Source organism: Amycolatopsis sp. NPDC023774 (assembly GCF_040639695.1).
Classification (GTDB): domain Bacteria; phylum Actinomycetota; class Actinomycetes; order Mycobacteriales; family Pseudonocardiaceae; genus Amycolatopsis.
This window is the reverse complement of the sequence record NZ_JBFAAJ010000013.1, coordinates 22249-45386: the sequence shown is the minus strand read 5'-3', so window position 1 is coordinate 45386 and position 23138 is coordinate 22249. Positions and strand designations below refer to the sequence as shown.

Annotated in this window: 28 protein-coding genes, 1 tRNA gene and 2 pseudogenes; 16 read left to right on the top strand and 15 right to left on the bottom strand. The window is 70.5% G+C overall.

The genetic code is table 11. From position 1 onward, the window contains the following. Positions 1–13: 13 nt before the first annotated feature. Both AB0F91_RS25465 and AB0F91_RS25460 read left to right on the top strand, forming a co-directional pair. Complete coding sequence (locus AB0F91_RS25465; protein WP_360601167.1) at positions 14–1405, top strand: glutamate decarboxylase; 1392 nt, start codon at positions 14–16, stop codon at positions 1403–1405. A gap of 199 nt (positions 1406–1604) precedes the next feature. Next, a complete protein-coding gene (locus AB0F91_RS25460) occupies positions 1605–2132 on the top strand; it encodes a hypothetical protein (RefSeq protein ID WP_360601165.1) in 528 nt (175 codons plus the stop codon). 47 nt (positions 2133–2179) lie between these two features. On the opposite strand, the pseudogene AB0F91_RS25455 reads toward AB0F91_RS25460, so the two are convergent. Further along, positions 2180–3248 (bottom strand): annotated as a pseudogene (locus tag AB0F91_RS25455) (NADH:flavin oxidoreductase/NADH oxidase). Positions 3249–3320: 72 nt separating this feature from the next. Here AB0F91_RS25455 and AB0F91_RS25450 point away from each other — a divergent pair. Then, the gene (locus AB0F91_RS25450) at positions 3321–3947 is read left to right on the top strand and encodes a TIGR03085 family metal-binding protein (protein WP_360601163.1); all 627 of its coding nucleotides are present in this window, start codon (positions 3321–3323) and stop codon (positions 3945–3947) included. A gap of 15 nt (positions 3948–3962) precedes the next feature. On the opposite strand, the gene AB0F91_RS25445 is transcribed toward AB0F91_RS25450, so the two are convergent. Next, complete coding sequence (locus AB0F91_RS25445) at positions 3963–4427, bottom strand: hypothetical protein (RefSeq protein ID WP_360601161.1); 465 nt, start codon at positions 4425–4427, stop codon at positions 3963–3965. A gap of 83 nt (positions 4428–4510) precedes the next feature. After that, a complete protein-coding gene (locus AB0F91_RS25440) occupies positions 4511–6352 on the bottom strand; it encodes a prolyl oligopeptidase family serine peptidase (RefSeq protein ID WP_360601159.1) in 1842 nt (613 codons plus the stop codon). 40 nt (positions 6353–6392) lie between these two features. Between AB0F91_RS25440 and AB0F91_RS25435 the strand changes: the two genes are divergently transcribed. Beyond that, on the top strand, positions 6393–7079 hold the full coding sequence (locus AB0F91_RS25435; RefSeq protein WP_360601157.1) for a methyltransferase domain-containing protein: 687 nt from the start codon (positions 6393–6395) through the stop codon (positions 7077–7079). A 130-nt stretch (positions 7080–7209) separates the two neighbouring features. On the opposite strand, the gene AB0F91_RS25430 is transcribed toward AB0F91_RS25435, so the two are convergent. The 3 genes from AB0F91_RS25430 to AB0F91_RS25420 form a co-directional block, all read right to left on the bottom strand. Continuing rightward, positions 7210–7283: transfer RNA gene (locus AB0F91_RS25430), tRNA-Pro, on the bottom strand. A gap of 29 nt (positions 7284–7312) precedes the next feature. Further along, the gene (locus tag AB0F91_RS25425; protein ID WP_360601155.1) at positions 7313–8281 is read right to left on the bottom strand and encodes a metallophosphoesterase; all 969 of its coding nucleotides are present in this window, start codon (positions 8279–8281) and stop codon (positions 7313–7315) included. Further along, positions 8278–8787 carry a hypothetical protein gene (locus AB0F91_RS25420; protein WP_360601153.1) on the bottom strand — a complete coding sequence of 170 codons (510 nt, stop codon included), beginning with the start codon at positions 8785–8787 and terminating at the stop codon, positions 8278–8280. The genes AB0F91_RS25425 and AB0F91_RS25420 overlap by 4 nt, the downstream gene beginning before the upstream one ends. A 154-nt stretch (positions 8788–8941) precedes the next feature. Between AB0F91_RS25420 and AB0F91_RS25415 the strand changes: the two genes are divergently transcribed. Then, positions 8942–9244 carry a protein kinase gene (locus AB0F91_RS25415; protein ID WP_360601151.1) on the top strand — a complete coding sequence of 101 codons (303 nt, stop codon included), beginning with the start codon at positions 8942–8944 and terminating at the stop codon, positions 9242–9244. A gap of 44 nt (positions 9245–9288) precedes the next feature. Continuing rightward, positions 9289–9462: a hypothetical protein gene (locus tag AB0F91_RS25410; protein WP_360601149.1), complete on the top strand. Its 174-nt coding sequence runs from the start codon at positions 9289–9291 to the stop codon at positions 9460–9462. Between the two features lie 120 nt (positions 9463–9582). On the opposite strand, the gene AB0F91_RS25405 is transcribed toward AB0F91_RS25410, so the two are convergent. Then, positions 9583–9858, bottom strand: a complete 276-nt coding sequence (locus AB0F91_RS25405) for a hypothetical protein (protein WP_360601147.1) — start codon at positions 9856–9858, stop codon at positions 9583–9585. A gap of 183 nt (positions 9859–10041) precedes the next feature. Continuing rightward, positions 10042–12189 carry a transglycosylase domain-containing protein gene (locus AB0F91_RS25400; RefSeq protein ID WP_360601145.1) on the bottom strand — a complete coding sequence of 716 codons (2148 nt, stop codon included), beginning with the start codon at positions 12187–12189 and terminating at the stop codon, positions 10042–10044. A gap of 342 nt (positions 12190–12531) precedes the next feature. On the opposite strand from AB0F91_RS25400, the gene AB0F91_RS25395 reads away from it, so the two are divergent. Next, positions 12532–12828 (top strand): WhiB family transcriptional regulator, encoded by a 297-nt coding sequence (locus AB0F91_RS25395; RefSeq protein ID WP_360601143.1) that lies wholly within the window; start codon positions 12532–12534, stop codon positions 12826–12828. A gap of 37 nt (positions 12829–12865) precedes the next feature. Here AB0F91_RS25395 and AB0F91_RS25390 read toward each other — a convergent pair whose 3' ends face one another. The 3 genes from AB0F91_RS25390 to AB0F91_RS25380 are packed head-to-tail and all read right to left on the bottom strand — an operon-like array spanning position 12866 to position 15265. After that, the gene (locus AB0F91_RS25390; RefSeq protein WP_360601141.1) at positions 12866–13990 is read right to left on the bottom strand and encodes an ArsA family ATPase; all 1125 of its coding nucleotides are present in this window, start codon (positions 13988–13990) and stop codon (positions 12866–12868) included. Continuing rightward, positions 13990–14994, bottom strand: coding sequence for an ArsA-related P-loop ATPase (locus tag AB0F91_RS25385; RefSeq protein ID WP_360601139.1), 1005 nt, complete (start codon positions 14992–14994; stop codon positions 13990–13992). The genes AB0F91_RS25390 and AB0F91_RS25385 overlap by 1 nt, the downstream gene beginning before the upstream one ends. 22 nt (positions 14995–15016) lie before the next feature. Next, complete coding sequence (locus AB0F91_RS25380) at positions 15017–15265, bottom strand: hypothetical protein (RefSeq protein WP_360601137.1); 249 nt, start codon at positions 15263–15265, stop codon at positions 15017–15019. Between the two features lie 162 nt (positions 15266–15427). Here AB0F91_RS25380 and AB0F91_RS25375 point away from each other — a divergent pair, with 162 nt between their 5' ends. The 7 genes from AB0F91_RS25375 to AB0F91_RS25345 all read left to right on the top strand — a co-directional run bounded on the left by AB0F91_RS25375 (position 15428) and on the right by AB0F91_RS25345 (position 19829). Next, positions 15428–15589 (top strand): DUF4177 domain-containing protein, encoded by a 162-nt coding sequence (locus AB0F91_RS25375; RefSeq protein ID WP_006238837.1) that lies wholly within the window; start codon positions 15428–15430, stop codon positions 15587–15589. Between the two features lie 11 nt (positions 15590–15600). Further along, positions 15601–16056, top strand: coding sequence for a RidA family protein (locus AB0F91_RS25370; protein ID WP_360601135.1), 456 nt, complete (start codon positions 15601–15603; stop codon positions 16054–16056). Beyond that, positions 16056–16685, top strand: a complete 630-nt coding sequence (locus tag AB0F91_RS25365) for a hypothetical protein (protein WP_220244880.1) — start codon at positions 16056–16058, stop codon at positions 16683–16685. Before AB0F91_RS25370 ends, AB0F91_RS25365 begins: the two co-directional genes overlap by 1 nt. Positions 16686–16722: 37 nt before the next feature. Then, positions 16723–17862, top strand: a complete 1140-nt coding sequence (locus AB0F91_RS25360) for a hypothetical protein (protein ID WP_360601133.1) — start codon at positions 16723–16725, stop codon at positions 17860–17862. Between the two features lie 114 nt (positions 17863–17976). After that, positions 17977–18801 (top strand): NUDIX hydrolase, encoded by an 825-nt coding sequence (locus tag AB0F91_RS25355; protein WP_360601131.1) that lies wholly within the window; start codon positions 17977–17979, stop codon positions 18799–18801. A gap of 3 nt (positions 18802–18804) precedes the next feature. Next, on the top strand, positions 18805–19578 hold the full coding sequence (locus tag AB0F91_RS25350; RefSeq protein ID WP_360601129.1) for an MBL fold metallo-hydrolase: 774 nt from the start codon (positions 18805–18807) through the stop codon (positions 19576–19578). Next, on the top strand, positions 19575–19829 hold the full coding sequence (locus AB0F91_RS25345; protein ID WP_220244876.1) for a glutaredoxin domain-containing protein: 255 nt from the start codon (positions 19575–19577) through the stop codon (positions 19827–19829). Before AB0F91_RS25350 ends, AB0F91_RS25345 begins: the two co-directional genes overlap by 4 nt. A gap of 60 nt (positions 19830–19889) precedes the next feature. Here the strand turns inward: AB0F91_RS25345 and AB0F91_RS25340 are convergent, their stop codons facing one another. The 4 genes and pseudogenes from AB0F91_RS25340 to AB0F91_RS25325 all read right to left on the bottom strand — a co-directional run. After that, positions 19890–20123 (bottom strand): hypothetical protein, encoded by a 234-nt coding sequence (locus tag AB0F91_RS25340; RefSeq protein WP_360601127.1) that lies wholly within the window; start codon positions 20121–20123, stop codon positions 19890–19892. 14 nt (positions 20124–20137) lie between these two features. Further along, positions 20138–21091 (bottom strand): carboxylesterase family protein, encoded by a 954-nt coding sequence (locus AB0F91_RS25335; RefSeq protein ID WP_360601125.1) that lies wholly within the window; start codon positions 21089–21091, stop codon positions 20138–20140. 237 nt (positions 21092–21328) lie between these two features. After that, a complete protein-coding gene (locus AB0F91_RS25330) occupies positions 21329–21610 on the bottom strand; it encodes a hypothetical protein (protein WP_360601413.1) in 282 nt (93 codons plus the stop codon). 20 nt (positions 21611–21630) lie between these two features. Further along, positions 21631–21945 (bottom strand): annotated as a pseudogene (locus tag AB0F91_RS25325) (VOC family protein); the annotation flags it as partial. A 99-nt stretch (positions 21946–22044) separates the two neighbouring features. Between AB0F91_RS25325 and AB0F91_RS25320 the strand changes: the two are divergent. Beyond that, a complete protein-coding gene (locus tag AB0F91_RS25320; protein WP_360601123.1) occupies positions 22045–22872 on the top strand; it encodes an AsnC family transcriptional regulator in 828 nt (275 codons plus the stop codon). Then, positions 22770–23015, top strand: a complete 246-nt coding sequence (locus AB0F91_RS25315) for an Lrp/AsnC ligand binding domain-containing protein (protein WP_360601121.1) — start codon at positions 22770–22772, stop codon at positions 23013–23015. The genes AB0F91_RS25320 and AB0F91_RS25315 overlap by 103 nt, the downstream gene beginning before the upstream one ends. Positions 23016–23138 lie beyond the last annotated feature (123 nt).

Genomic DNA, 23138 nt, shown 5'->3' with positions numbered 1-23138 from the left:
TACCGTCGCAAGCATGGTGCTGCACAGCGGGGAACAGAACGGGTCGATCCGGCAATCGGGCACGAACCCCATGTACGCGGGGGCGAATCCCGCGCTGGCGGCCGACTTCGTGATGCCGCACAAGAAGCTTCGCGACACGTCCCTGCCGCCGGACACCGCGTTGCAGCTCGTGCGCGACGAGCTGATGCTCGACGGCAACGCGCGGCTCAACCTGGCCACGTTCGTCACCACGTGGATGGAGCCGCAGGCGCGTGACCTGATGGCCGAGTGCGTCGACAAGAACATGATCGACAAGGACGAGTACCCGCAGACGGCCGAGCTCGAGCGCCGGTGCGTGAACATCCTGGCCGATCTGTGGCACGCGCCCGACCCCTCGGACATCATGGGCTGCTCGACCACGGGCTCGTCCGAGGCGTGCATGCTCGCCGGGATGGCGATGAAGCGGCGCTGGACGAAGCTCGGCCGCACCGGGAAACCCAACCTGGTGATGGGCGTGAACGTGCAGGTGTGCTGGGACAAGTTCTGCGAGTTCTGGGAAGTCGAGCCGCGCCTGGTGCCCATGGACGGCGACCGGCTGCACCTGTCCGCCGAGGAGGCGGTGAAGCGCTGCGACGAGAACACCATCGGCGTCGTCGCGATCCTCGGCTCCACTTTCGACGGCAGCTACGAGCCCGTCGCGGAGATCGCGGCCGCGCTCGACGACCTGCAGGCCCGCAGCGGCTGGGACATCCCCGTCCACGTCGACGGTGCGTCGGGCGCGATGATCGCGCCGTTCCTCGACGAGGACCCGGAATGGGACTTCCGCCTGCCGCGGGTCGCGTCGATCAACACCTCGGGCCACAAGTACGGCCTCGTGTACCCCGGCGTCGGCTGGGTCGTGTGGCGCAACCGCGAGGCGCTGCCGGAGGAGCTGGTCTTCAACGTCAACTACCTGGGCGGCGACATGCCCACGTTCGCGTTGAACTTCTCCCGCCCCGGCGCCGAGGTGGCGGCGCAGTACTACACCTTCGTCCGCCTCGGCCGCGAAGGCTTCCGCGCCGTGCAGCAGGCCTCACGCGACGTAGCCCTCCACCTGTCCGACGCGATCGCCGATCTGGGCCCGTTCCAGCTCCTGACCCGCGGCGACCAGCTCCCGGTCTTCGCCTTCACGACGAAGCCCGAAATCACCGGTTACGACGTCTTCGACGTCTCCCGCAGGCTCCGCGAACGCGGCTGGCTCGTCCCCGCCTACACCTTCCCGGTCAACCGCACCGACCTGGCGGTGCTGCGCGTCGTCGTCCGCAACGGCTTCACCCACGATCTGGCCGAACTCCTGCTCGCCGACCTCCGCCGCACCCTGCCGGAGCTGGAACGCCAAAGTGCCCCCCAGCACGACGCGGCCACCTCGACGGCGTTTCACCACTGACGAAAATCAGCGGCAGGCCGAGGCATCCGCTGCGACACTTCGTGGGTGATCACGATGCAGCCCGTTGTCGAGGTGCACGCGCGTGCCGGTTTCGCCCTCTGGCCTGTCTCCACGGCCCGAACGGACGGTTACCTCGCGCTCAGCGGCGAGCTCACGCCCCTCGAAGTCGGGACAGCGCTGATGTGCGTGGCCGGCTGCAATGACGTCGACCCCGGGGAAGACGGCCGGCCGCCGCGCCCCCGCCGACGCGCTGGGGTCCTTCCTGCACGGCCTGCTCACGTTCGACAGCCTCTTCGCGGCCGGTGGGCTGAAGGTGACCGACACCGCCACCGGCGTGGTGTCCTGGCCGGGTTGCTGCAGTGGTCTGGAGGAATGGCGCGAGTGGAACCAGGTCTTCGTGTTCGGCGGCTCAGTCTGCCTCGGGCACGGTCCGTGGGCTGAGCGCGACGGCGACCTCGTCCAGCTCACCCTCGACGTGGAGCGGATCGACAGCCCGGTGATCGAGGTGCCGGCCGTCGAGCTCCGGTACCTTCTGGCCGGCGTGGAGCGCGACCTTGCCGGCTTTCTCGCGCTGGCTGCCGACTGGGCCTACCGGAATCTGTCCCGCCACGCCTTCCCGGTCATCTCCGCCCTCATCCGGGTTCTCGATCTCCCAGGCCCAGGCGACCTCCACTCGGCGCAGGCGGCCAGGCTTCAACTCGGGCGCGCAAGCTTGTCGGCTCCGTGAGGCGGCGGGCCGCACTCAATCACGAGTGCGGCCTGCGTCCGGTGTGGTCAGCGGCGCGGCTTCGCCCGCAGGTACTGATCCGCCCACTTCACCTCGGCGCCCAGTGCGTGCGCCGCGCGCTGCGGCCAGTGCGGGTCGCGCAGGAGGGCGCGCGCGAGGAACACCGCGTCGGCCGAGCCGGTGGCGACGATTTGTTCCGCCTGTTCCGGCTCGGTGATCATGCCGACGGTGCCGGTGGGCACAGCGGTCTCGCGGCGGATGCGTTCGGCGAACGGCACCTGGTACCCCGGGCCGACGGGGATGCGCGGGTGGGGCACGTTGCCGCTGGAGGAGACGTCGACGAGGTCGGTGCCGCGGTCGGCGAGGAGCTTCACGAGGTGCACGGAGTCGTCGGGGGACCAGCCGCCGTCGGCCCAGTCGCTGGCGGAGATGCGGGTGAGCAGGGGCACGTCGGTGCCGATCTCCGCGCGCACGGCCTCGGTGATCTCGAGCGCGAGACGGGTGCGGCCCTCGAAGTCGCCGCCGTAGCGGTCGGTGCGGGAGTTGGACAGCGGCGAAAGGAACTGGTGACCGAGGTAGCCGTGTGCGAGGTGCAGCTCCACCAGGTCGAACCCGGTTTCGAGCGCGCGGCGGGCGCCGGCGGCGAAATCGGCCGGGATGCGCGCGACCTCGTCGGTGGTCAGCGGACGGGCGGGGGCGTAGTCGCCGAAGGGCTGGTCGTCGGCGCCGACGCTCTGCCAGCCGCCCTCGGACGCGGGCACGCTGCCGGTGCCCTCCCACGGCCGTCGCGTGGACGCCTTGCGCCCGGCGTGCGCGAGCTGCATGCCGATCGCCGTGCCGCGCGCGTGCACGAAGTCGGTGATCCGGCGCCAGGCGGTGACCTGCTCGTCGTTCCAGATGCCCGTGTCCTGCGGGCTGATCCGGCCTTCCGGGGTGACGGCGCTGGCTTCCGTGAGGATGAGCCCGGCGCCGCCGACGGCGAACTGGCCCAGGTGGACGAGGTGCCAATCATTCGGCACGCCGTCGGTGGCGGAGTACTGGCACATGGGCTGAGACCCACGCGCGGTTCGGCAGCGTCAGGCCCCGCAGGGAGAGGGGTTCGAAGAGTCGGCTCACGATTCGATGAAACACCCAGTGGTGGTCGTCTCGTCCCGACGCCGGGGTGTACTCGCGAGTAATGTCGGTGGCATGGGTCTTGCCGCAGACGAACGCCAGGCGTTGAGCGCACTCTTCGAAGAGGTCGGCCCCGACGCCCCGACCCTGTGCGAAGGCTGGGCGACGCGTGATCTCGCGGCCCACCTCATCGTGCGCGAACACCGCCTCGACGCGTCGCCGGGCATCATGGTGCCCGCGCTCGCCGGCTACACGAAGCGCGTGCAGGACGGCTACGCGGCCAAGCCGTGGCCCGCCCTCGTCGACCAGGTCCGCCGCGGCCCGGCCTGGTACTGGCCCATGGCCATCGGCCCCCTCAACGAGCTCACCAACGGCGCCGAGTTCCTCGTGCACCACGAGGACGTCCGCCGCGCCCAGCCCGGCTGGGAACCCCGCCCGGCCGACCCGGCGCGCGACGAGGCCGCCTGGCGCCTCGCGCGCCAGTCCGCGAAGCTCAACCTGCGCAAGGCCCCGGTCGGCGTCGTCCTGCGCCACACGGACGGCCGCTCCGCTCAGGTCAAATCCGGCGCCCCCGTCGTGACCGTCACGGGCGACCCCGTGGACCTCCTGCTGTTCGTCTTCGGCCGCGACGCTGTCCACCTCACCTTCGACGGCGACCCTTCCGCAGTGGACCGGCTTCAGGCGTCGAGCCGCGGGATGTGAGCGGGGTTCGGCCGCTCAGGCAGGTTGTCCACAGGTAGGAACAATTGTGGACAACTCGCGCGACCACGGCTGACCGCAACAAACACCTACCCTGTCCGAAGCCGCGGCGGACTGAAACTCCAACCACGCTTTCCGTGCAGCGGCAATGGGCGGGCGCCGGTGATGTTCCACCGCGTGATGCAGCACGCCGACCAGGCCTTCCGCCGCCGCGATGGACCCCGAAGCCGCCTTCGGCACTCGCCGACTGCGCGCCCGAGCGTCATGGCGTGGTTTTTGCCGCAGCACGGTCATGTTGTCGAACACGCCTCCCGCCGCGATGCCGCCGGACAGTCCCAGCGAGCGTTCCACCGCAGCGTGTGCGAGATCATGCAAAACGCGAAATTCGCGCGAGTACGACGGCAACCCGCGCACCACCCCTTCTTCGCGGGTGATGCGCGTGACGGTCTCGCCGCGGGGGTCGTGCTCGAATACCAGGTCCACAGCCCGAAGCATCGACCCCGGAAAACTCAAAATCCGAGCGAATTTCTCTGGCCGGGCCCCACAAAGGGACCCGGCCAGGGAAATCACCGCAAAGCGCGCAAAGTGAAATCCACCTCGATCGACGTCTGCTTGATCGTCTCGGCGATCACCAGGGAGCCGTGGCCGGCGTCGTAGCGGTAGAACTCGTGGGGCGCGTCGCGGGCGCCCAGGCGGTCGAGGTAGTTCTCGATCTGCCGGATGGGACAGCGCGGGTCGTTGTCGCCCGCCAGGATGAGTACCGGGGCGGCGACGGCGTCCACGTAGGTAATCGGCGAACATTCCTTGTACACCGCGGGCACATCCGCGGGTGCGCCGCCGAACAGAGCGCGATCGAAAGAGCGCAGCTGCTCCATCTCGTCCTCGTACGCGGCGACGTAGTCGGCCACCGGCACGCCCGCGACGCCCGCCGCCCAGCGCGTGGGCTGGGTGCCGAGCGCGAGCAGGGACAAGTAGCCGCCCCAGGAAGCTCCGTTGACGACACACTTGTCCTTGTCGGACAGTCCACTTTCGACAGCCCAGTCGTGCACCGCCGCGACGTCTTCGAGTTCCGTCAGGCCCGGCCGGCCCTCGATGGCGTCGCGCCACGCGGAGCCGTATCCGGTGGAGCCGCGGTAGTTGACCTCGACCACGGCGAATCCGGCGTCGAGCCACGTGGCGCGGTAGGCGGAGAAGCGGTCCTCGTCGGCGGCGTGCGGGCCGCCGTGCAGGGAGAACACGGTGGGCAGCGGCCCAGGCCCAGCATTCGCGGGACGCGAAACCAGCGCGTGGATCTGCCCGCCGACACCCTCCACGAACGCGTCGGTGACCGGTGACGAGCCCGGCGCCTGGTCACCGGGCGGCGCCAGCAACACGGCATCGGTGCCGTCGGCCGCGCGGCTGCGCACCGCCGTCGGCTCTGCGGCGCTGGACCACGAGTACTCGATGCTGCCGTCGGGCCGCACACCCGCGCCGCCGATCCGGCCGGCCGGGGTATCCACAGAGGACAGAGAGCCGTCGTCGAGGTCGTACCGGTACAGCGAGCTGCGGCCCTGGTGGAAGTGCACCACCAGCAGCGCGCGGGCGTCGGGGTACCAGTCCGCCACGACCTCGCCGGGCAGGTCGATCTCGAGCTCCGTCTCGGTGTCCGCGCGGACGTCCCAGATCAGCAGCTCCTCCCGGCCGCGCCGCTCGTGCAGCACGAGCAGCCGCTGGTCGCCGGGCAGCGGCGAGAACTCCAGCGCCGAAAGGCCCTTGCCCTCGCCGTCGTACTTCTCCGCGACGGTCGTGAAGCCGTCGGTCGCCAGCACGCGCAGCGCGGGGTGGCGGGAGTCACCGTGTTCGGAATGCGAGATCGCCACCAAGCTCTCGTCACGCGAGAGCGACGCGATGCCGGCGTCGTCCGGGTGGCTGTAGAAGCGCTCGGTCTTGTCGCCGATCTTCGCGAACAGCTCACTGCCGTCGTCGGTCGAGACGCCGACCGCGATCACGCGCGAGCCGAGTTCGAGGCCGGCCGGGTAGCCGTCGTGGACCTCGGGCAGCGGTTTGGTGGCGGCCGAGCTGTCACCGTCGAACGGCTGGCTCATCCAGGAGCCGAATTCGTCGCCGTCGGTGTCGTCGAACCACCAGACGGCCGAGCCGTCTGGGGCCGGGGTGGCGTGCAGAGTGCCATTGGGCCGGTCGGTGACGCGGCGGTGACTGTCGGTGGCGCGATCCCATGCGTAGACTTCCCAGACGCCGCTGGCGTTGGAGACGTACACGTTGGCGTCGGGGGCGTCGCGGGCCCATTCGGGCACGGAGATGCGGGCCGCGTGGAAGCGGGCTCGCCAGCGGGACTCGGCGTCGGCGTCGGCGAACAGGCGGTCGGGGACCACCGCGGGCGGATATTTGTTGCCTGACTGCGTGCTCACCCCTCGATCCTGCCACCCGGGTGGCCGTACTGTGTGCCGGGTGCTGGAGGGATACACGCGGGACGCGGCGTCGAAGAGAGCGGCACGCACGGCGGTGGAGCGGGCGGCGTTCGCGCAGGCGCTCTTCACGCCGGGCATGCGGGTGGTCGACCTGGGCTGCGGGCACGGCACGATCACGCTGGGTTTCCGGAGCAGCCCGTCCACAGTGGACTACATCGTGACCGACCCGCTCGACCTGCCGTTCCCCACGTCGTCCGCCGACGTCGCCTTCTCCCACGCCCTGCTGGAGCGCCTGCCGGACCCGGCCGGGGTGCTCGCGGAGCTGCACCGCGTGCTCCGGCCCGGCGGTCGGCTCGCGCTGTCCACATCGGACTGGAGTCGCGCCCGGCTGCGCCCGAAGTCGGCCAACGTCGATGCCGCGCTCCGTGGTTACTACCTCCTGCTGCGCCGCTCGGGCGCCAACCCCTTCGCGGGCCGGACCATCGCCACGCAGGTCTCGGACACGGGCTTCACGGAGGTCGTCGCGCGCACCCGGCACCGCACCGACCTGGTATACCGCGATCTGGCGACGTTCGTCGAGCAGGCACTGGCCAAGGCTCTCGCGGATCTGGACCATCCGGACCGCGACCAGCTGACGTCCGCTGCGCGTTCGGCTTACTCCTGGACGCGCACCGCAGGCCCGGGCGACTTCCTCCAGTGCTGGACGGAACTCACGGCCACGAGGTGACCCACCGCCTTCGGGGGTCCAGGGGGCGGAGCCTCCCTGGCGGGGGGCTGGGGGTTCGACCCCCAGAGAACACACAAGAGAGGCCCTGTGTTCGCGTTTTCCGCGAACACAGGGCCTCCGGACTATCTTGTCGGGGTGGCGGGATTCGAACCCACGACCTCCTCGACCCGAACGAGGCACGCTACCAAGCTGCGCCACACCCCGAGGTACTGCTTAACGGGTCGTGGAGAAGTTTAGCCGACGGTCTTGGCGGGTTTCCTCGGGGTTGCCTTACGGCCTTCGGCGGCCCCGGAACCGCGCGGAACCAGCGTCAACAGGCTGGCCTCCGGCGGGCACGCGAACCGCGCCGGCGCGTACGGCGACGTGCCCAGCCCGGCCGAGACGTGCAGCCACATGTGCGCGCCCCAGCGCGAGGCGCCGCGGGCGCGGGTGCGGTCGAGCTCGCAGTTGGTCACGAGGGCGCCGTAGCCGGGCACGCGCAGCTGGCCGCCGTGAGTGTGGCCGGCGAGGACAAGGTCGTAACCGTCCGTGGCGAACGGGTCCAGCACGCGCGGCTCGGGCGAGTGTGTGACACCGAGCCGCACGACGGCGCCCTCGTCGGCCGGGCCGGCGATCTCGCGATAACGGTCGCGGTGCAGGTGCGGGTCGTCGAGACCGGCGGCGAACACAATTTGGCCCGCGACGTCGAGCGTGTGGCGCGAGTGGGTGAGGTCGGTCCAGCCGTGCTCGAGGAACGCCGCGCGCAGGTCGCGCCACGGGAGCTTCGTGCCGTGGATGCGCTTCTTCTTGCCCTTCGGCATGAGGTAGCGGGCGGGGTTCTTCGGCTTGGGCGCGTAGTAATCGTTGCTGCCGAAGACGAACACGCCCGGCCGGTCGAGCAGCGGGCCGAGTGCGCGCAGCACCGACGGCACGGCCGTTTGGTGCGAGAGGTTGTCGCCGGTGTTCACCACGAGGTCGGGTTCGAGCCGGTCCAGCGCGGCCACCCAGCGTTGCTTCGCGCGGTGTCCGGGGAGCATGTGCAGGTCGGAGACGTGCAGGATCGTGAACGGCTTCGAGCCCGGGGCCAGCACGGGCAGCTCGGCCCTGCGGAGGGTGAACCGCCGCCGTTCGACGCCTACGGCGTAACCGAGCGTCGCGGCCCCGAGCGCGAGGGTCCCCACGGCGAGCTTCTTGGCAGTGCTGGTGTTACTGAGCGTGCTCACAAGGCGAGGATACGTGGTTGGCATGTTGCGGGGCCTGCGGGCAGCGCGAGGCTCTCGGGCGCGGCTAGGTTGAGTCCGATGTCGACCGAAGCGGAGGTGCGCGTGGGCCTGGCGCGGCTGGTCGCCGCCCGCGTCACGTCGGGCGCACCGTGAACATGGTTGAGGTCGGGTTCGTGCTCGGCGACGTCGAGACGCGGCTGCACGCGCGGTGCCCGTTCCGCTTCGTCGGCGGCGACACCGTGCTGATCGGCAGTGAAGACCTGGCGTACCCCGCCGCGCGCGGCGACGAGGCCGCGTACGCCGAACGCCGCACGATGTACGACCGCAAGGCGCGGCGGCTGACCGCGCGCCTCGAAGCCGGCGAGTACCGGGTGGAGTCCGCCGAGCTCGGCCGTGCGGGTGCTGTGAAGCTGGTGATCTCCGGATCCGCGGTGCTGGAGGTGTTCCCGGCGTGCGCGGGGCCGGTTGAGCAGTGGCGGCTGTTCGAGCGCGGGTCCGAGGTGCACCACGTCTTTCCGGACACGCTGATCACTGAGCGTGCGGTCGGTATCCGATTGCGTGCTCAACAGTCGGGTGACACCGGCCGGTTCGGGCGAACTCGCTGGTGGGCATCTGCGTCGGCCCGAGTACGGGTGACAAGCCGGGGGCTTGGGGAGAACGATGGAACAGTTCGGGCCGTACCGGATCGAGGCGTTGCTGGGCCGAGGCGGGATGGGCGAAGTGCACCGCGCCTACGACACCGCGCACGACCGCGTTGTCGCGCTGAAGCGGCTTTCCGACGCTTACGTGGCCGACGAGGCGTTCCGCGCGCGCTTCCGCCGCGAGTCACAGGTGGTGGCGCGGCTGCGCGAGCCGCACGTCATTCCCATCCACGCCTACGGCGAGATCGACGACCGGCTCTACCTCGACATGCGCCTGGTCGAGGGGCAGGACCTGGAGACCTCATCGCGGCGGGACCGCTGACGGCCGCGCGGGCCGCCGGCCTGGTCACCCAGGTCGCGAGCGCGTTGGACGCCGCCCACGCCGACGGCCTCGTCCGCCGCGACGTGAAGCCGTCGAACATCCTCGTCACCGATGGTGATTTCGTCTATTTGGTGGACTTCGGCATCGCGCGGTTGAGGTCGGGCACCGTGACGTCGATCACGGCACGGGAAACGTCATCGGCACGCTGGATTACATGACGCCGGAGCGCTTTGGCGACAAGCCGCTCGACGGTTCGCCGCGGCCTCGGCCCGGCGCGGATCCGGGTCGTGGACCGCGGGGTCCTCGTTCAGCCAGCCCGGCCACGATGCTCACTGATTTCATTTCGAGCGGACGTGCCCCGGAGAACGCCCGAGTGCGATCAGGAAAAGGCGCACGATCGCGATCAGTGAGCCCGGCCCGAGCGTGGAGAGCCAGAGCAGGGGCGGCCAGTCTCCGGCCGCCCAGTCGTCCAGGCGGAAGAAGGCAACCAAGCCCAGAGAACCGAGCGGTATCGCCATCAGCACCCAGATGTCCACGGGTCGGCGCCAAGGAAGCACCGACAGAAACAACGTCGTGCCGAACAGGATGAGCAGTAACGCGAAGGCGATCGGCACATCATTCTCCGGTCAGCTGTTCGAAGCACTGCGCGGTTGGAGTGATGGTGCGGTCCACGCCCCATGTGATCATCTTTCCGCCGAATCGCGGGTCTGAACAGCGGCCATTCAGGCTAAGAATTGCGTCAGCGCTCACAAAGAAAGCGCCGGCCGGGAGACCAAGCTCCCGGCCGGCGCCAAGAGTCAGCGGCCGGTGTACTTCGGGTCCTCCGGTGGCAGCTGCGCGATCGGCTGGTCGGCCATGATGTTCTTCATCGCGCCGAACCAGGTCTGGGCGGGGGTTTTGCCGCCGAACATATTGCCGGTGCCGCAGGTGGTGACGGTGCCGACTGAGCGGAAGCAGAGGCCGCCCGTGCCGCCCTCGGGCCGGAAGACCATCGCCGCACCGGCCATTTGCGGGGTGCCGGCGACGAAGGTTGCAGAACCGTTGTTCTGGGTGGTGCCAGTCTTGCCGAGGATGGGGCGGTTCCAGCCCACGGCCGCGGCCGCCGCGGCTGAGGTACCGCCCGGTTGGTCGTCCTTGCTCATGCCGACGACCATGGTGTTCGCGAGGCCCTCGGGGACGGCCTGGTTGCAAGCCTCTTCCTTGTACGGCACGGCTTTCCCGTTGCGGTCGCTGATGCCGGCCAGGGGCGTGGGCGGGCACCAGACGCCGCCGCTCAGGAGGGTCGCGGCGACGTTGGCCATTTCCAGGCCGCTGGTCGGGCTGAAGCCGAGCGTGAACGCGCCGAAGCCGGGAGTGCGGTCGGTCGGTCCGTATGCCTTGGCCTGGCTTTGGGCCTTGCCCGGGTCCTTCGGATCAACGGGGCCGCCGCCGGTGTTGCTCGCCATCGTGTTCTTCATACCGAGCCGCACCGCCATGTCGATACCCGGTGCGGTGCTGCCGAGCTTGTCCTCGAGGGCAACGAACGCGGTGTTGGGAGAGGTCGCCAGGGCACCCTGAAGCGTGTTCGACGCGCCGTAGTGCCCGGCGTTTCCGACGCAGTACCAGCGGGAACGCAACGGCGGCCCGGTAGGCGGGCATTGGTCACCACCACCGGAGAACACGTGGGACGTATAGCTGTCTCCCACGGGGATGGTGCTGTAGATCCCGGCAATCCCGCGGTCCAGCACAGCAGCCGTCGTGAAGATCTTGTAGCTTGACCCCGCCCCGCCCGTGTTGTACACGCCGGACGGCAAAGCAAACGTGGTCTGGCCCTGATCCGCGTCGATCCCGTAATCCCGGTTCGCCGCCAGCGCCACCACTTCATGGCGCGTCTTTCCCGGCCGCACCAACGACAACGTGTTCGCCACGTTTTTCTGCGTTTTCTTGACCTGCGTCTCCGCCGAGACCTTTGCCTCGTGGTTGGCCTTTTCGTCCAGCGTGGTCTTGATCGTGTAGCCGCCGGTGTACAGGTCGTCCTTGGAGAAGCCGGCCTTCAGCAGGTAGTCCTCGACGTACTGGCAGAAGAAGCCGTTCTCCGGGCCGGCGCCGGTGCAGTTGGACGCGGGCTTCGCGGGGGCGTCGGGGACCACGCCGAGCGGCGAGGCCTTGAAGCGGTCGGCGTCGGCCTTCGCCAGTTTGCGGTTGTCCACCATGCGGTCGAGCACGAGGTTGCGGCGCGCGGTGGCCTTGTCCGGGTGCTTCCACGGGTCGTCGTTGATCGGGTTGTTCACCAGGCCCGCCAGCAGCGCCGCCTGGGGCACCGTCAGCTTCTCGGGCGTGGTGTTGAAGTACGCGTGCGCGGCGGCGCCGATGCCGAAGATCTGGCGCGAGAACTCGACGATGTTGAGATACCCGGCGAGGATCTGCTGCTTCGACAGCTTCGTCTCGAGCTGGATGGCGATCCGCGCTTCCTTGAGCTTGCGCGCGAGTGTCTGCTCCTGCGCCTTCTCCTGGCCGACCTTGTCGCCTCGGTACACCACGTTGATCAAGTAGTTCTTCACGTACTGCTGCGTGAGCGTCGAAGCGCCCTGCGTGTCACCGCCGGTGCTGTTGGACACGGCCGCGCGCAGCGTGCCCTGCCAGTCGACGCCGTGGTGCTCGTAGAAGCGCTTGTCCTCCACCGACACCAGAGCCCACTTCATGGCCTCGTTGATCTCGTCGGCCGCGACGGGGATGCGGTACTGGTCGTACAGCGTCGCGATGGGCTTGCCGCCCGAGTCGGTGATGGTCGTCACCAGGGGTGGTGGGATGTCGGCGAGGTCGGACGATGTCTTCTCCACCGTCTCGCTCGCCTGGTTCGACGCGACACCGGCCGCGCCCACCACGGGGAACAGGATTCCGGCGACGAGCACCCCCGCGAGCAGACAGAGGCCGATGAGCTTGAAGAGACCGTCCGTTTTGCGCACGAAGGCCAGGGTACTGAAGGCCGGTTGTGCTCCCGTTACCTCACACCCGCCAGGGGGCGACAGTAGTGACAAAACGGACCCCATGAGGTGACTTCCGGTAACGGAATGCATGCTAGGTCTTGGCGGAGGGAACCGAGGGCCCCTACAGTCCGTCAACGTCTCACGAAAGATTTGCCGACCGACGGTCCCAGTGCGAGTGGGAGCTCCTCTGGACCGAACAGCGGCAGCGGCACCGGGGAGGTGCCGTCACCGACGTGGGAGCAGAGGGAGACACGCTCGCGGGGGTGGGAGCGGGAGCTTCACCTTCGCTGGTGTCGAACACCAGGGTAGGGAGCTGGGGGTATGGAGACCAACCAGTCGAGCTGGCGCATGAGCGCGTCGTGCCGGGATGCGGATCCCGACGGGCTCTTCGTGCGCGGCGCCGAGCAGAACCGGGCGAAAGCCGTGTGCATGGGGTGCCCGGTTCGCACGGAATGCCTCGCCGAGGCGCTCGACGGCCGGATCAACTTCGGTGTCTGGGGTGGCATGACCGAACGCGAGCGCCGTGCGTTGCTGCGCCGGCGTTCCGACGTCACCAGCTGGACCGAGCTGCTCGAGGCGGCGAAGCGCGACGCGCTGGAAGGCGCGCAAGTCGGCTGACACCTTCGTGAGTGGCTGGGCTGGGTCGAGACCAGGCCTAGCCACTCACGAGCTTGGTGCCGATGTCGCGCAGACCTTCGAGGTCGTGCACGTCACCGGCCAACGCCGGCACTCGCACCAGCGGCACTTCCGGATGTGCTTTCGTGAACCGCGCCAGCAGCCGGTTCTCCCGCTCGGCCAGCGCCACGCGGTCGGCGTGCAGCCGCAGCACGGCCTCGGCCAGCGGCGCACTCGTGTCGCCCTTCTGCAGCGACTCCGCGGCCGCGATCGCCTCCGAGGCCGAGAGCGACGCGAGCACCGGGTGCGTCCGGTTCGCGACGAGACCCGCGAGCGGCATCGACTCACCCGCGAGCCGCTCGACGAAGTACGACGCCTCGCGCAGCGCGTCGGGCTCCGGCGAGGCGATCACGAGGAACGACGTGCCACTGGAACGCAGCAGCTCCGCCGTCTTGCGCGCCCGCTCGCGGAACCCGCCGAACATGCTGTCGAAGGCCTGCATGAACGCCGACGCGTCGGCCAGCAGCTGCCCACCGATGATCGTGGACACGGCCTTCGCGAACATCGAGAACCCCGCGCTGACCACCTTGCGCAGCCCCCAGCCGCCCGCCTTCGCGGGACCGGTCAGCAGCCGGATCATGCGCCCGTCGAGCGCGCTGGACAGGCGCGTCGGCGCGTCCAGGAAATCGAGCGCCGAGCGGCTCGGCGGCGTGTCGACCACGATCAGGTCCCACTCGTCCGTGGCGGCGAGCTGGCCCAGCTTCTCCATCGCCATGTACTCCTGTGTGCCGGAGAACGACGTGGAAATGGTCTGGTAGAAGGGGTTCTGCAGCAGCTGCTCGGCGCGCTCGGGGCCCGCGTGCACGCGCACCATGTCGTCGAAGGTGCGGCGCATGTCGAGCATCATCGCCCACAGCTCGCCCTTGGGCTCGAACCCAGCCACCTGCACCTGACGCGGGTGGTTGCCCAGCTCGCGCAGGCCCAGCGCCTGCGCCAGCCGGCGGGCCGGGTCGATGGTCAGGACCACCGTCTGCCGGCCGCGCTCGGCCGCGCGCAATGCGAGTGCCGCCGCGGTGGTCGTCTTGCCGACGCCGCCGGAGCCGCAGCACACGATCACGCGGCTCTCCGGGTCGTCGAGCAGGGCGTCGACGTCGATCAGCGTCATCAGCGCACCCCCTGTTCCAGCAACGCTTCCGCGAGGTCGTAGAGCGCCGCGACGTCGACGCCATCGGTGACCTCCGGCAGCTCCAGCGTCGGCAGGTCGGCCTCGGCGAGCTGCTCGCGGGCCCGCTGCTCGGCGGCCACGCGCACGGCGTGTTCGACGGTCTCCTCCACCAGCGCCTCGAGCGTGTCGTCCGGCAGCTTCAGCCCGGCCGACGCGAGGCCCGAGCGCACGCGGCCGGCGTCGACGCGACCGTCGGCGGCCGCGGTGACGGAACGCGCGGGCAGGCGTGGCGGGCGCACGCGGTTGACCAGGACGGCGCCCGGGCGCAGGTCCGCGCCGTCGAGCTCCGCCACCGCCTCCACGGTCTCCCGCACCGGCATCTCTTCCAGCAGCGTGGTGAGGTGGATGGCGGTCTCGCCCGAGTGCAGCAGTCGCACGACGCCATCGGCCTGTCCTCGGATCGGGCCGGTCTTGGCGAGGTCGGTCAGGGCCTTGGTGACGTCGAGGAACTTGACGACGCGGCCCGTGGGCGGCGAGTCGACCACCACGGCGTCGTAGGTGTGGCGGCCATCGGACTCCGTGCGGCCCACGCACTCCTTGATCTTCCCGGTGAGCAGGACGTCACGCAGACCCGGCGCGAGCGTGGTCGCGAACTCGATCGCGCCCATCCGCCGCAGGGTCCGGCCGGCGAAGCCCAGGTTGTAGAACATCTCGAAGTACTCGAGCAGTGCGGCCTCGACGTCGATGTGCAGCGCGCGAAGCTCGCCCCCGCCGGGAACGGACGCGATGCGCTGCTCCGCGTACGGCAGCGGCTCCGTGTCGAAGAGCTGGGCGATGCCCTGGCGGCCCTCGACCTCGATCAGCAGCACCCGGCGGCCCTCGCGGGCGAGGGCCAGGCCCAGCGCGGCGGCGAGGGTGGTCTTGCCGGTGCCGCCCTTGCCGGTGACGAAGTGCAGCCGGGCCCGGGTGAGCTCGTCGGGCCAGCCGGCGGAGGGTGTGGTCACACCGTCAACACTAAACCGGCGCTCAGCTCGCGAGCACCATGACGCCGACCGCAGCCGCGACCACCGCGACGAGGATCCAGGTGAGCGGGCCGGGCAGCACGGTGAGCGTGAGCACGGCCACCACGACCAGCGTCGTGAACGTGATCGCGCCGCCGATCGCCACCCGGGCCGAGCTGTTCACGTGGTCGCGCACCTTGGCCATCACCACGAGCACGAGCGGCAGCCCGGCCGCGGCCAGCAAGGCGGTCGCGACGATTCGCCACGTCTCCACGACACCACGCTAGCGAGTGCTGAAGGTGTGAAGTGGACCACATTCCCCGACGGCCGGTGAGTCGTTCACCTGGACGGGTGCACCTGTGTTCCCCTGAGCGGCCCGGCCGTTGGACGGCGGTGGCCATGACCGCCCTTGCCCGCTTGGCTACGCTCCCCGGTCATGAGCGCCACCAAATGGGAGTACGCGACCGTCCCCCTGCTGATCCACGCGACGAAGCAGATCCTCGACCAGTGGGGCGAGGACGGCTGGGAGCTGGTCACCGTGCTCCCGAACCCGAGCGGCGAGCAGCACGTCGCGTACCTCAAGCGCCCGAAGAACTGAGGGGACCCCTCGTGACCTGGACTTCCCGGCTCGCCGAGCTCGGTATCCAACTGCCCGGCGTCGCCGCGCCGCTGGCCGCCTACGTGCCGGCCGTGCAGAGCGGCTCGCACGTCTACACCTCCGGCCAGCTGCCCTTCGTCGACGGCACGCTCGCCGCGACCGGCAAGGTCGGCGCGGAGGTCAGCCCCGAAGAGGCCAAGGGCCACGCCCGCACGTCCGTGCTCAACGCGCTGGCCGCGGTGCACGCACTCGTGGGCATCGACTCGGTGACGCGGATCGTCAAGGTGGTCGGCTTCGTCGCGTCCGCGGAGGGCTTCACCGGCCAGCCCGCGGTGGTCAACGGTGCTTCGGAGCTGCTCGGCGAGATCTTCGGCGACGCGGGCAAGCACGCCCGCTCGGCCGTCGGTGTCGCGGAGCTGCCCATCGGGGCGCCCGTGGAGGTCGAACTGATCGTGGAGGTGAAGTGATGGATCCCGACATCGAACAGTCCCTGCACGAGTTGCTGATCCGGCTCGCGGGCCGCACGCCCGACCAGCTCCTGTGGCGGTTCCGCGACTGGCTGGGCGAGGGCGCGATGGGCACGCTCGCGCGCACGCTGCCCAGGTCTTTGCTCAAGCACAGGATCGATCTGGACCAAACCGAGTACCGCCTGCTCGTCGCGGGTCTCATCCCGCATGGCGCCGACTGGCACCAGGTGAGTTCCACCCTGGGGGTAGACGACGTCACCGAGACCAGGTACACATTCACACCGAGTGCGCCCGAATGGGTGAACTCAGTCGACTCTGTGTCCGTCTTGCTCCACGCAACGTTGCGAGGACGCGCGGATGTGGGGGAAGTGCGGCAAAGCTGGCGACACCTCGGTGTGGTCGGTGAGGGTGGGGCCAAGCGAGTCCTGCTGGTGACGGCGACGTCCGGGCTGCCGAGGCTCACCGGCGAACTGCAGCGCGTGCTGCGGGTGCTGGGAGACGAGGAACCGAGCGTCGAGGTCATCCCACCGCGCTTCGACCTTCCCGGGTACCACCGGGCCGCGCTCGCCAATTCCGAGCTGGTCTGCGTCGGCGCCGCGGGTTCCGGTAATCGACTCGTCGCCGCTTAACGCTCGAGCCGCCAGGCGAGCTGGGAGGAGCAGAGCAATGGTGGAGGTTCACGAAGGCCCGCCCATGGACGGGTTCTCGGTGCCCCTGCGCCTGCACAACTTGTTGCTGGCCCTGGCGGGCCGCATCGACGACAGCGCGCTCACCGAAGCGCGTGAGCTGATCGCCCGCGCGCACATCGACGAAGCCGTGGAGCTGACGACCGGCACGCTCATCGCGGGCCGCATCTCCGTCAGCTCCGCCGAGCAGCGCGAGCTGGCGCTGGTGCTCGAGATGAGCCGGTCGGACGCGACGCTCGCCAACGACCTGCTGGTCGACGAGGCCGAGCAGGTCCACAGCCACCGCTTCACCGGCGACAACCAGCCGGAGTTCGGGCTGGCCGAGGCGCTCGACCGCACCCTGCAGGTGCTGCCGGACGTCCGCTCGGTGCACGCGGTGTGGCGCAACACCCCGGCGGGTTCCGTGCCGGGTGCGCTGCCACAGCGCGTGGTGCTGGTGGAGTTGGGCCCGGAGGGCAATCCGCCCGCGGTCGCGTTCCGCGTCGACACGGCCCTGCGCCGCGCCGGCATCCGCTCCGTCGTCGAGGTCAGCGGCCCGGGTGTCGCACGGTCCGCGTACCACCAGTCGGCCGCGTCCGTCGCCACTCCGGTGTGGGTCACCGGCAGCACGCACACGTCGACCTCGGACTACCGTCCCGAGCCGGTCGTGACCCCGCCGCCGGCTCCGGCATCCACCCCGGTGCCGACGCCTGTGGTGGAGCCGGTGGTGATGGAGGCCCCGAGCAGGCACAGCATCCGGCAGGCGCCCGAGGCCGTCGCGCCCGTGGTGCCGATCGTGCAGAACGCGCCGGCCCCGCAGCCGGACAACTCGCGCAAGTCGCGGTCGGAGACGCGCGCCGAGCGCACCGCCGACCTGACGCCGGCCGAGGTCGCCCAGTTGCGCCAGGCGCTCGCGGAGGACCCGGAGAAGGGCCGCGAGATCGCCGCGGGCAAGCCGAGCATGCACGAGGTCGTGGAGCTGCCGGCGCTGGACCTGGACGACCCGAGCCTGTCGGAGCGCGACCGCGCGCTGCTGCGGGAACTGCACGAGGAGCTGGCCGAGCGCGAACGCGCCGAGGCGGCGCGGCTGCGGCTCAACGGCGCGTCCCGCTCGGGTGGCGACCGCTGGTCGTCCTCCTGAGATTCTGACGTTTTGATCGCAGCCCCGGGCCCGCGTGGGTCCGGGGCTGCGGTGCGTCAGTGACATGTCACAACTTGTGGGCGGGAGGTCACGGGCGCGAGGTATGTTGCCTCGGTGGATCGGCCGCGTGAGTTCCTTTTCGACATCCCCGTGGGGGCCGGAGTCAGCACGAGGGCGAACGCCGACGGCCCGCCCGTGACGCCCAAGGACGCCGCCACGGTGATTCTCACCCGAGACGGCGCGGACGGTCTCGAAGTCTTCCTGCAGCACCGCGTCAAGGGCATGCCCTTCGCCGGCGGCATGACCGTGTTCCCCGGCGGCGGAGTGGATCCGCGCGACGCCGACGCGTCCGTCGGGTGGGCCGGGCCGCCGCCGAGCTGGTGGGCCGGGCAGTTCACGTGCGACGAGAGCCTCGCCCGCGCGCTCGTGTGCGCGGCCGTCCGCGAGACGTTCGAGGAGTCCGGCGTGCTGCTGGCGGGCACGGAAGACGCGGTGGTCGCCGACGTCGCGCCGTACGCCGAAGCCCGGAAAGCCTTGGAGAGCCGGGAGATCTCGCTCGCCGCGTTCCTCGCCGACGCCGGGCTGACGCTGCGGGCGGACCTGCTGCGGCCGTTCGCCCACTGGGTCACGCCGCCGCAGGAACCGCGCCGCTACGACACCCGCTTCTTCTCCGCGAAGCTGCCCGAAGGCCAGCGCGCGGACGGCGCGACGTCCGAGGCGCTCGCCACGAGCTGGCAGCGCCCATCGGCCGCGATCGGCGACGCCCGCGAAGGCCGCCGCATGCTGATGCCCCCGACGTGGCTCACGCTCACCGAGATCGACGAGTTCACCACGGCCGAAGCCTTGCTGGCCGCTCAGCGCGAGATCGTGCGGACCATGCCGACGCTCATCAAGGAAGGCGACCGTTTCCGCGTCGTCCTCGACCCGACGGAGGTCTGACCGGTGACTGCTCCCGCGTACGGCGTGCTTCGCCGCGTCTCCGAGACTGCGCAGGTGCTGCTGGAGAACAACCCGTCGACGATGACGCTCGAGGGCACGAACAGCTGGATCCTGCGTGGTGCGGACGCGTCGGCCGGCGTGGTCGTCGACCCCGGTTACCGCGACCTGGAGCACCTGGAGAAGCTCGCGGCCGTCGGTGCCGTCGAGCTCGTGGTGCTGACCCACCACCACGCCGACCACGCGGAGGGCGCGCCGTGGTTCGCCGAGCGCGTGGGCGCGCCGATCCGGGCGTTCGACGCTTCGCTGTGCGTCGGCGCCTCGGCGTTGGCCGACGGTGAGGTGTTCACCGCGGGCGGGCTCGAGTTCCGCGTGCTGCACACGCCGGGGCACACCGACGACTCCGTGTCCCTGCATGTCGCCGGGCAGATCCTCACCGGCGACACGATCCTCGGGCGGGGCACGACCGTGCTCAAGGACCTCGGCGACTACCTGCGGTCGCTGCGCAAGCTCATCGAGCTGGCCGACGGCACGCCCGGCCTGCCCGGCCACGGCCCGGAACTGGCCGATCTGCCCGCGACCGCGCGCGAATACCTGGCCCATCGGGAACAGCGGCTGGACCAGGTGCGTTCCGCTTTGCAGGTGCTCGGGGCAGACGCGTCGCCGCGACAGGTGGTCGAGGTGGTCTACGCGGACGTCGACCGGGCGCTGTGGGCGCCTGCCGAACTGAGCGTGCGGGCGCAGCTGGACTACCTACGTGCTTCGGAGGACGGGCGATGAGTGACGTCGAGGTCGAGTTCTACTGGCGGCCGGGCTGCGGCTTCTGCGCGGCCCTGCGGCGGCCGCTGATGGCGAGTGGCCTGAACGTCAAGGAGATCAACATCTGGGAGGAGCCGGGTGCGGCCGAGCGCGTGCGCGAGGTGGCGAACGGCAACGAGACCGTGCCGACGGTGATCGTCGGGTCGACCGCGATGGTGAACCCGTCGTTCGCCGAGGTCGAGGCGGCGGTGAAGGCTGCTTCGGCGGCCTGACGGCTTGGGAAAAGGCCGCTCACCGGCCTGGTGAGCGGCCCGTTCTGTGCTCGGAACTGCTCAGAACGCGGTGAGCAGCGGGGTGTCGACGACCGGGCGTTCACCGTGGAGGAACTGGGCCCGCACCCGGCGGAGATCGGTGATCTCGGGCAGACCTTCGGGCGCACCCGCGAGACAGGCGGCTCCCGGGGCCGCGCCGTGCGTGCCGAAGAGGAACGGGACGTCGATGCAGTGGCAGGCGCCGTACGGGTTGCCGGGCGCGGCCCAGTCGAAGCGCATCAGGGTGGCCTCCACGCCGAGCTGTTCGGTCAGCCGGGGCAGGTCGCCGCTGAAGAGGGCTGCCGTCTGCTGGTCGATTTGTTCTTGGGGCGCCTCGGGACCGTAGGCGCGGACTTCGTCACGGGTCCAGCTGACGAGAGCGCGGGCCGGTTTCGCTGCGGTGATGAGGTCGTCGGCGACGAGGTCCTGGTCGCCGACGAGCTGGAGCGGCGGCGCGATCCCCGCCCTGACCTGGCGGCGAGTGTCTTGAGGCCGTCGAGCAACTGGGCGGCGGACATCGTGGTGAGCTCTTCCGCGGCGCTCGCACCGAGGGCGCGGAGGTACTTGTCCGCCCAGCCCGCCGCTTCGTCCGGCGTCTGCGGCGGCAAGCCGACGGGCGCGCTCTGCAGTCCGATCTGGTGCACCAGGCCCTGCGCGCGAGGTGCGGACCACAGGGCGAGCGTCGACTGGGCGCCCGCCGACTGGCCGGCGAGCGTGACGCGCCCGGGGTCGCCGCGGAAGGCCGCGACGTTGTCGCGCACCCACTCCAGCGCGGCGAGCTGGTCGGCGATGCCGAGGTTCGGCGGCGCGACACCGTCAAGGGGCAGGAAGCCGAGGACGCCGAGGCGGTAGTTGAGGGTGACCACGACGACGTCGGCCTCGTTGGCGAGGCGCGTGCCGTCGTACCAGCCCTGGCCGCCGGAGCCGGTGAGGAACGCGCCGCCGTGGAGCCACACCAGGACCGGGCGCGAGCCGGTGGTCGAGGTCGTGAAGACGTTGAGCGACAGGCAATCCTCCGACTGCGCCAGCGCCACCGACCCGATCACGGGTTCGAGCCGCGACGGCAGCTGGATCGGCGCGGGGCCGGGCTCCAGCGCGTCGCGCACCCCTGCCCACGTGGGGGCTTTCGTCGGCGGCTGGAAGCGTTCCTGGTGGGCGTAGGGGATGCCGCGGAACGCGCCGCCGGCGCCACGGACCTTGCCGCTGGTCGTCTCGATGATCATCACAGTCACCTTTCCAGGAAACCGGGGGCCGCACCGCCGGCGTGGGCGGCGGGGACGAAGAAGCCACCGCCGCGCAGGTCGATGGTGGGGAGGTCGGCGTCTGCGGCCAGTTTCCGTGCGGGAGCGAGGTTTTCGACGGCGACGGTTTGCGCCGCGAAGTACGGCAGGCGGGGTGCTGCTCGCCGGGGAGGACGTCGTCGAGCCTCGTCGCGGCGACGAGGTCGAGGCGGCCGGGGCTCAACGGAACGAGTTGTTCGTGGGCTTCCGGTCGAGGATTTTTTCGTAGCGGCGGGTGTAGGCGGGCAGGTCGGCGTCGGCGACGACGAGCTGGACACTGTCGAGACCCTTGGCGGTGTTGGCGTGGCTGAGGAACTGCGGCTGGAACACGTACTCCGGCGTGAGGTGCTCGGCCGTGTGCAGGATGGCTTCCGGCGTGCGGTCGCGGAGCAGGTGGACGCTGCGGAACCGCGCGGTGCGGGTGCCCTCGGGGGTGTCGACGTCTCGTTGCAGGGCAAGCACGCCGGACTTCGACAGGCCGCCTCGCGCAGCCGTCGCTCGGCCGCATCGGTGTCGGGCACGCCGAAAGACACACCGTGCAGGCCGTCGCCGCGCGCGACGATCGGCAGCACCTGCCACGGGTCGCCCGCCGTCGCGTCGACGATGCCGATCAGCTCGACGAACGAGCCGCCGAAGTAAGCACAGCGGTTGGCCGTGCAGCTGAGCGTCGGCTCGCTGCCACTGATGCCCGCGGCGAAGGGGCGCGACGGTGGGCTGAGGGTGAAGCCGAGCTGCTCGTAGCGCTGCCAGACTCGTTCGTAGTGCTGGGCCAGGAAGACGGTGTGGTCGAGGTTCATGCACGGCTCCTTCCGTGTTCCCGACTGTCGTCCACACCGGCGGTTCTGGCTGCTCATTCGCTCCAGGTGCTCGAAATCCGACAGGGAACAGGCTGTCCGGTGGATTCACCTCAGCTCGACGACCTCGACCGCCGGCTGACGCACGCGTTCCAGCTCGACGGGCGCGTGCCGTTCAGCCGCTTGGCCGAGGTGCTGGGCGTGTCCGACCAGACCGTGGCGCGGCGCTACCGCCGGCTGCGTTCGACGGGGGAGGTGCGGGTCGTGGGCGTGCCGGAGGTGACGAAACTCGGGCGGGTGCTGTGGCTGCTGCGGGTGCGCTGCATGCCCGACGCGGCGGGCGCCATCGCCACGGCCCTGGCGCGGCGCGACGACACGTCGTGGGTCAGCCTGAGGTCCGGCGGCACGGAGATCGCCTGCTACACCTCGGCGCCCCGCCAGGAGGCAGACGAGGGCCTGCTGCTCGGGCAGCTGCCGGGTACGCCGCGCGTGGTGTCCGTGACGGCGCACCGAATGCTGCGCCGCTTCGCCGGTGGTCCGGCGGGCTGGCCTGGGCGTGCCAGTGCCCTGAACGCCGCTCAGGTCGCCGCGCTGACCCCCGTGTGGGAGGGCAGCGCAGTGGCACCGCGTCTGGAACCGGGTGACGACGCCCTTTTCGCCGCCCTGGCCCACGACGGCCGTGCCTCGCTGGCCACTCTGGCCGCCGCGTCGGGACGCTCCGAAACGACGGTCCGCCGTCGCCTCGAGCACCTGCGGGCCACGGGTGCCCTCTACTTCGACGTCGAGGTCGACGCCGCTCTCCTCGGCGCGTCCCTATCGGCCTTGCTGTGGCTCGGCGTCACCCCGTCCCGCCTCGACGCCGTGGCCGCGAGGTCGCGACCTATCCGGAGGTCGCGCTCGTCGCCGCCACGACCGGTCCGACCAACCTGACACTCAGCATCGGCTGCCGCGACGACGACGCCCTCTACGACTTCCTCGCCATCCGCCTCGGCGCTCTCCCCGGCATCCACCAGGTCGAGACGGCGCCGATGATCCGGACCATCAAACGCTCGGGCAGCTGGGTCGCGCCCTGATCTCGCCCGCCGGCCGCGCTGCTGTTGTCAGGGCGAGGACACCTGTGCAGCGGGTCGACTGCCACCCCGGCAATCCGGCCCGCGGTACGGACATCGATCCGACGCGGGGCCGGTTCGCCGCGG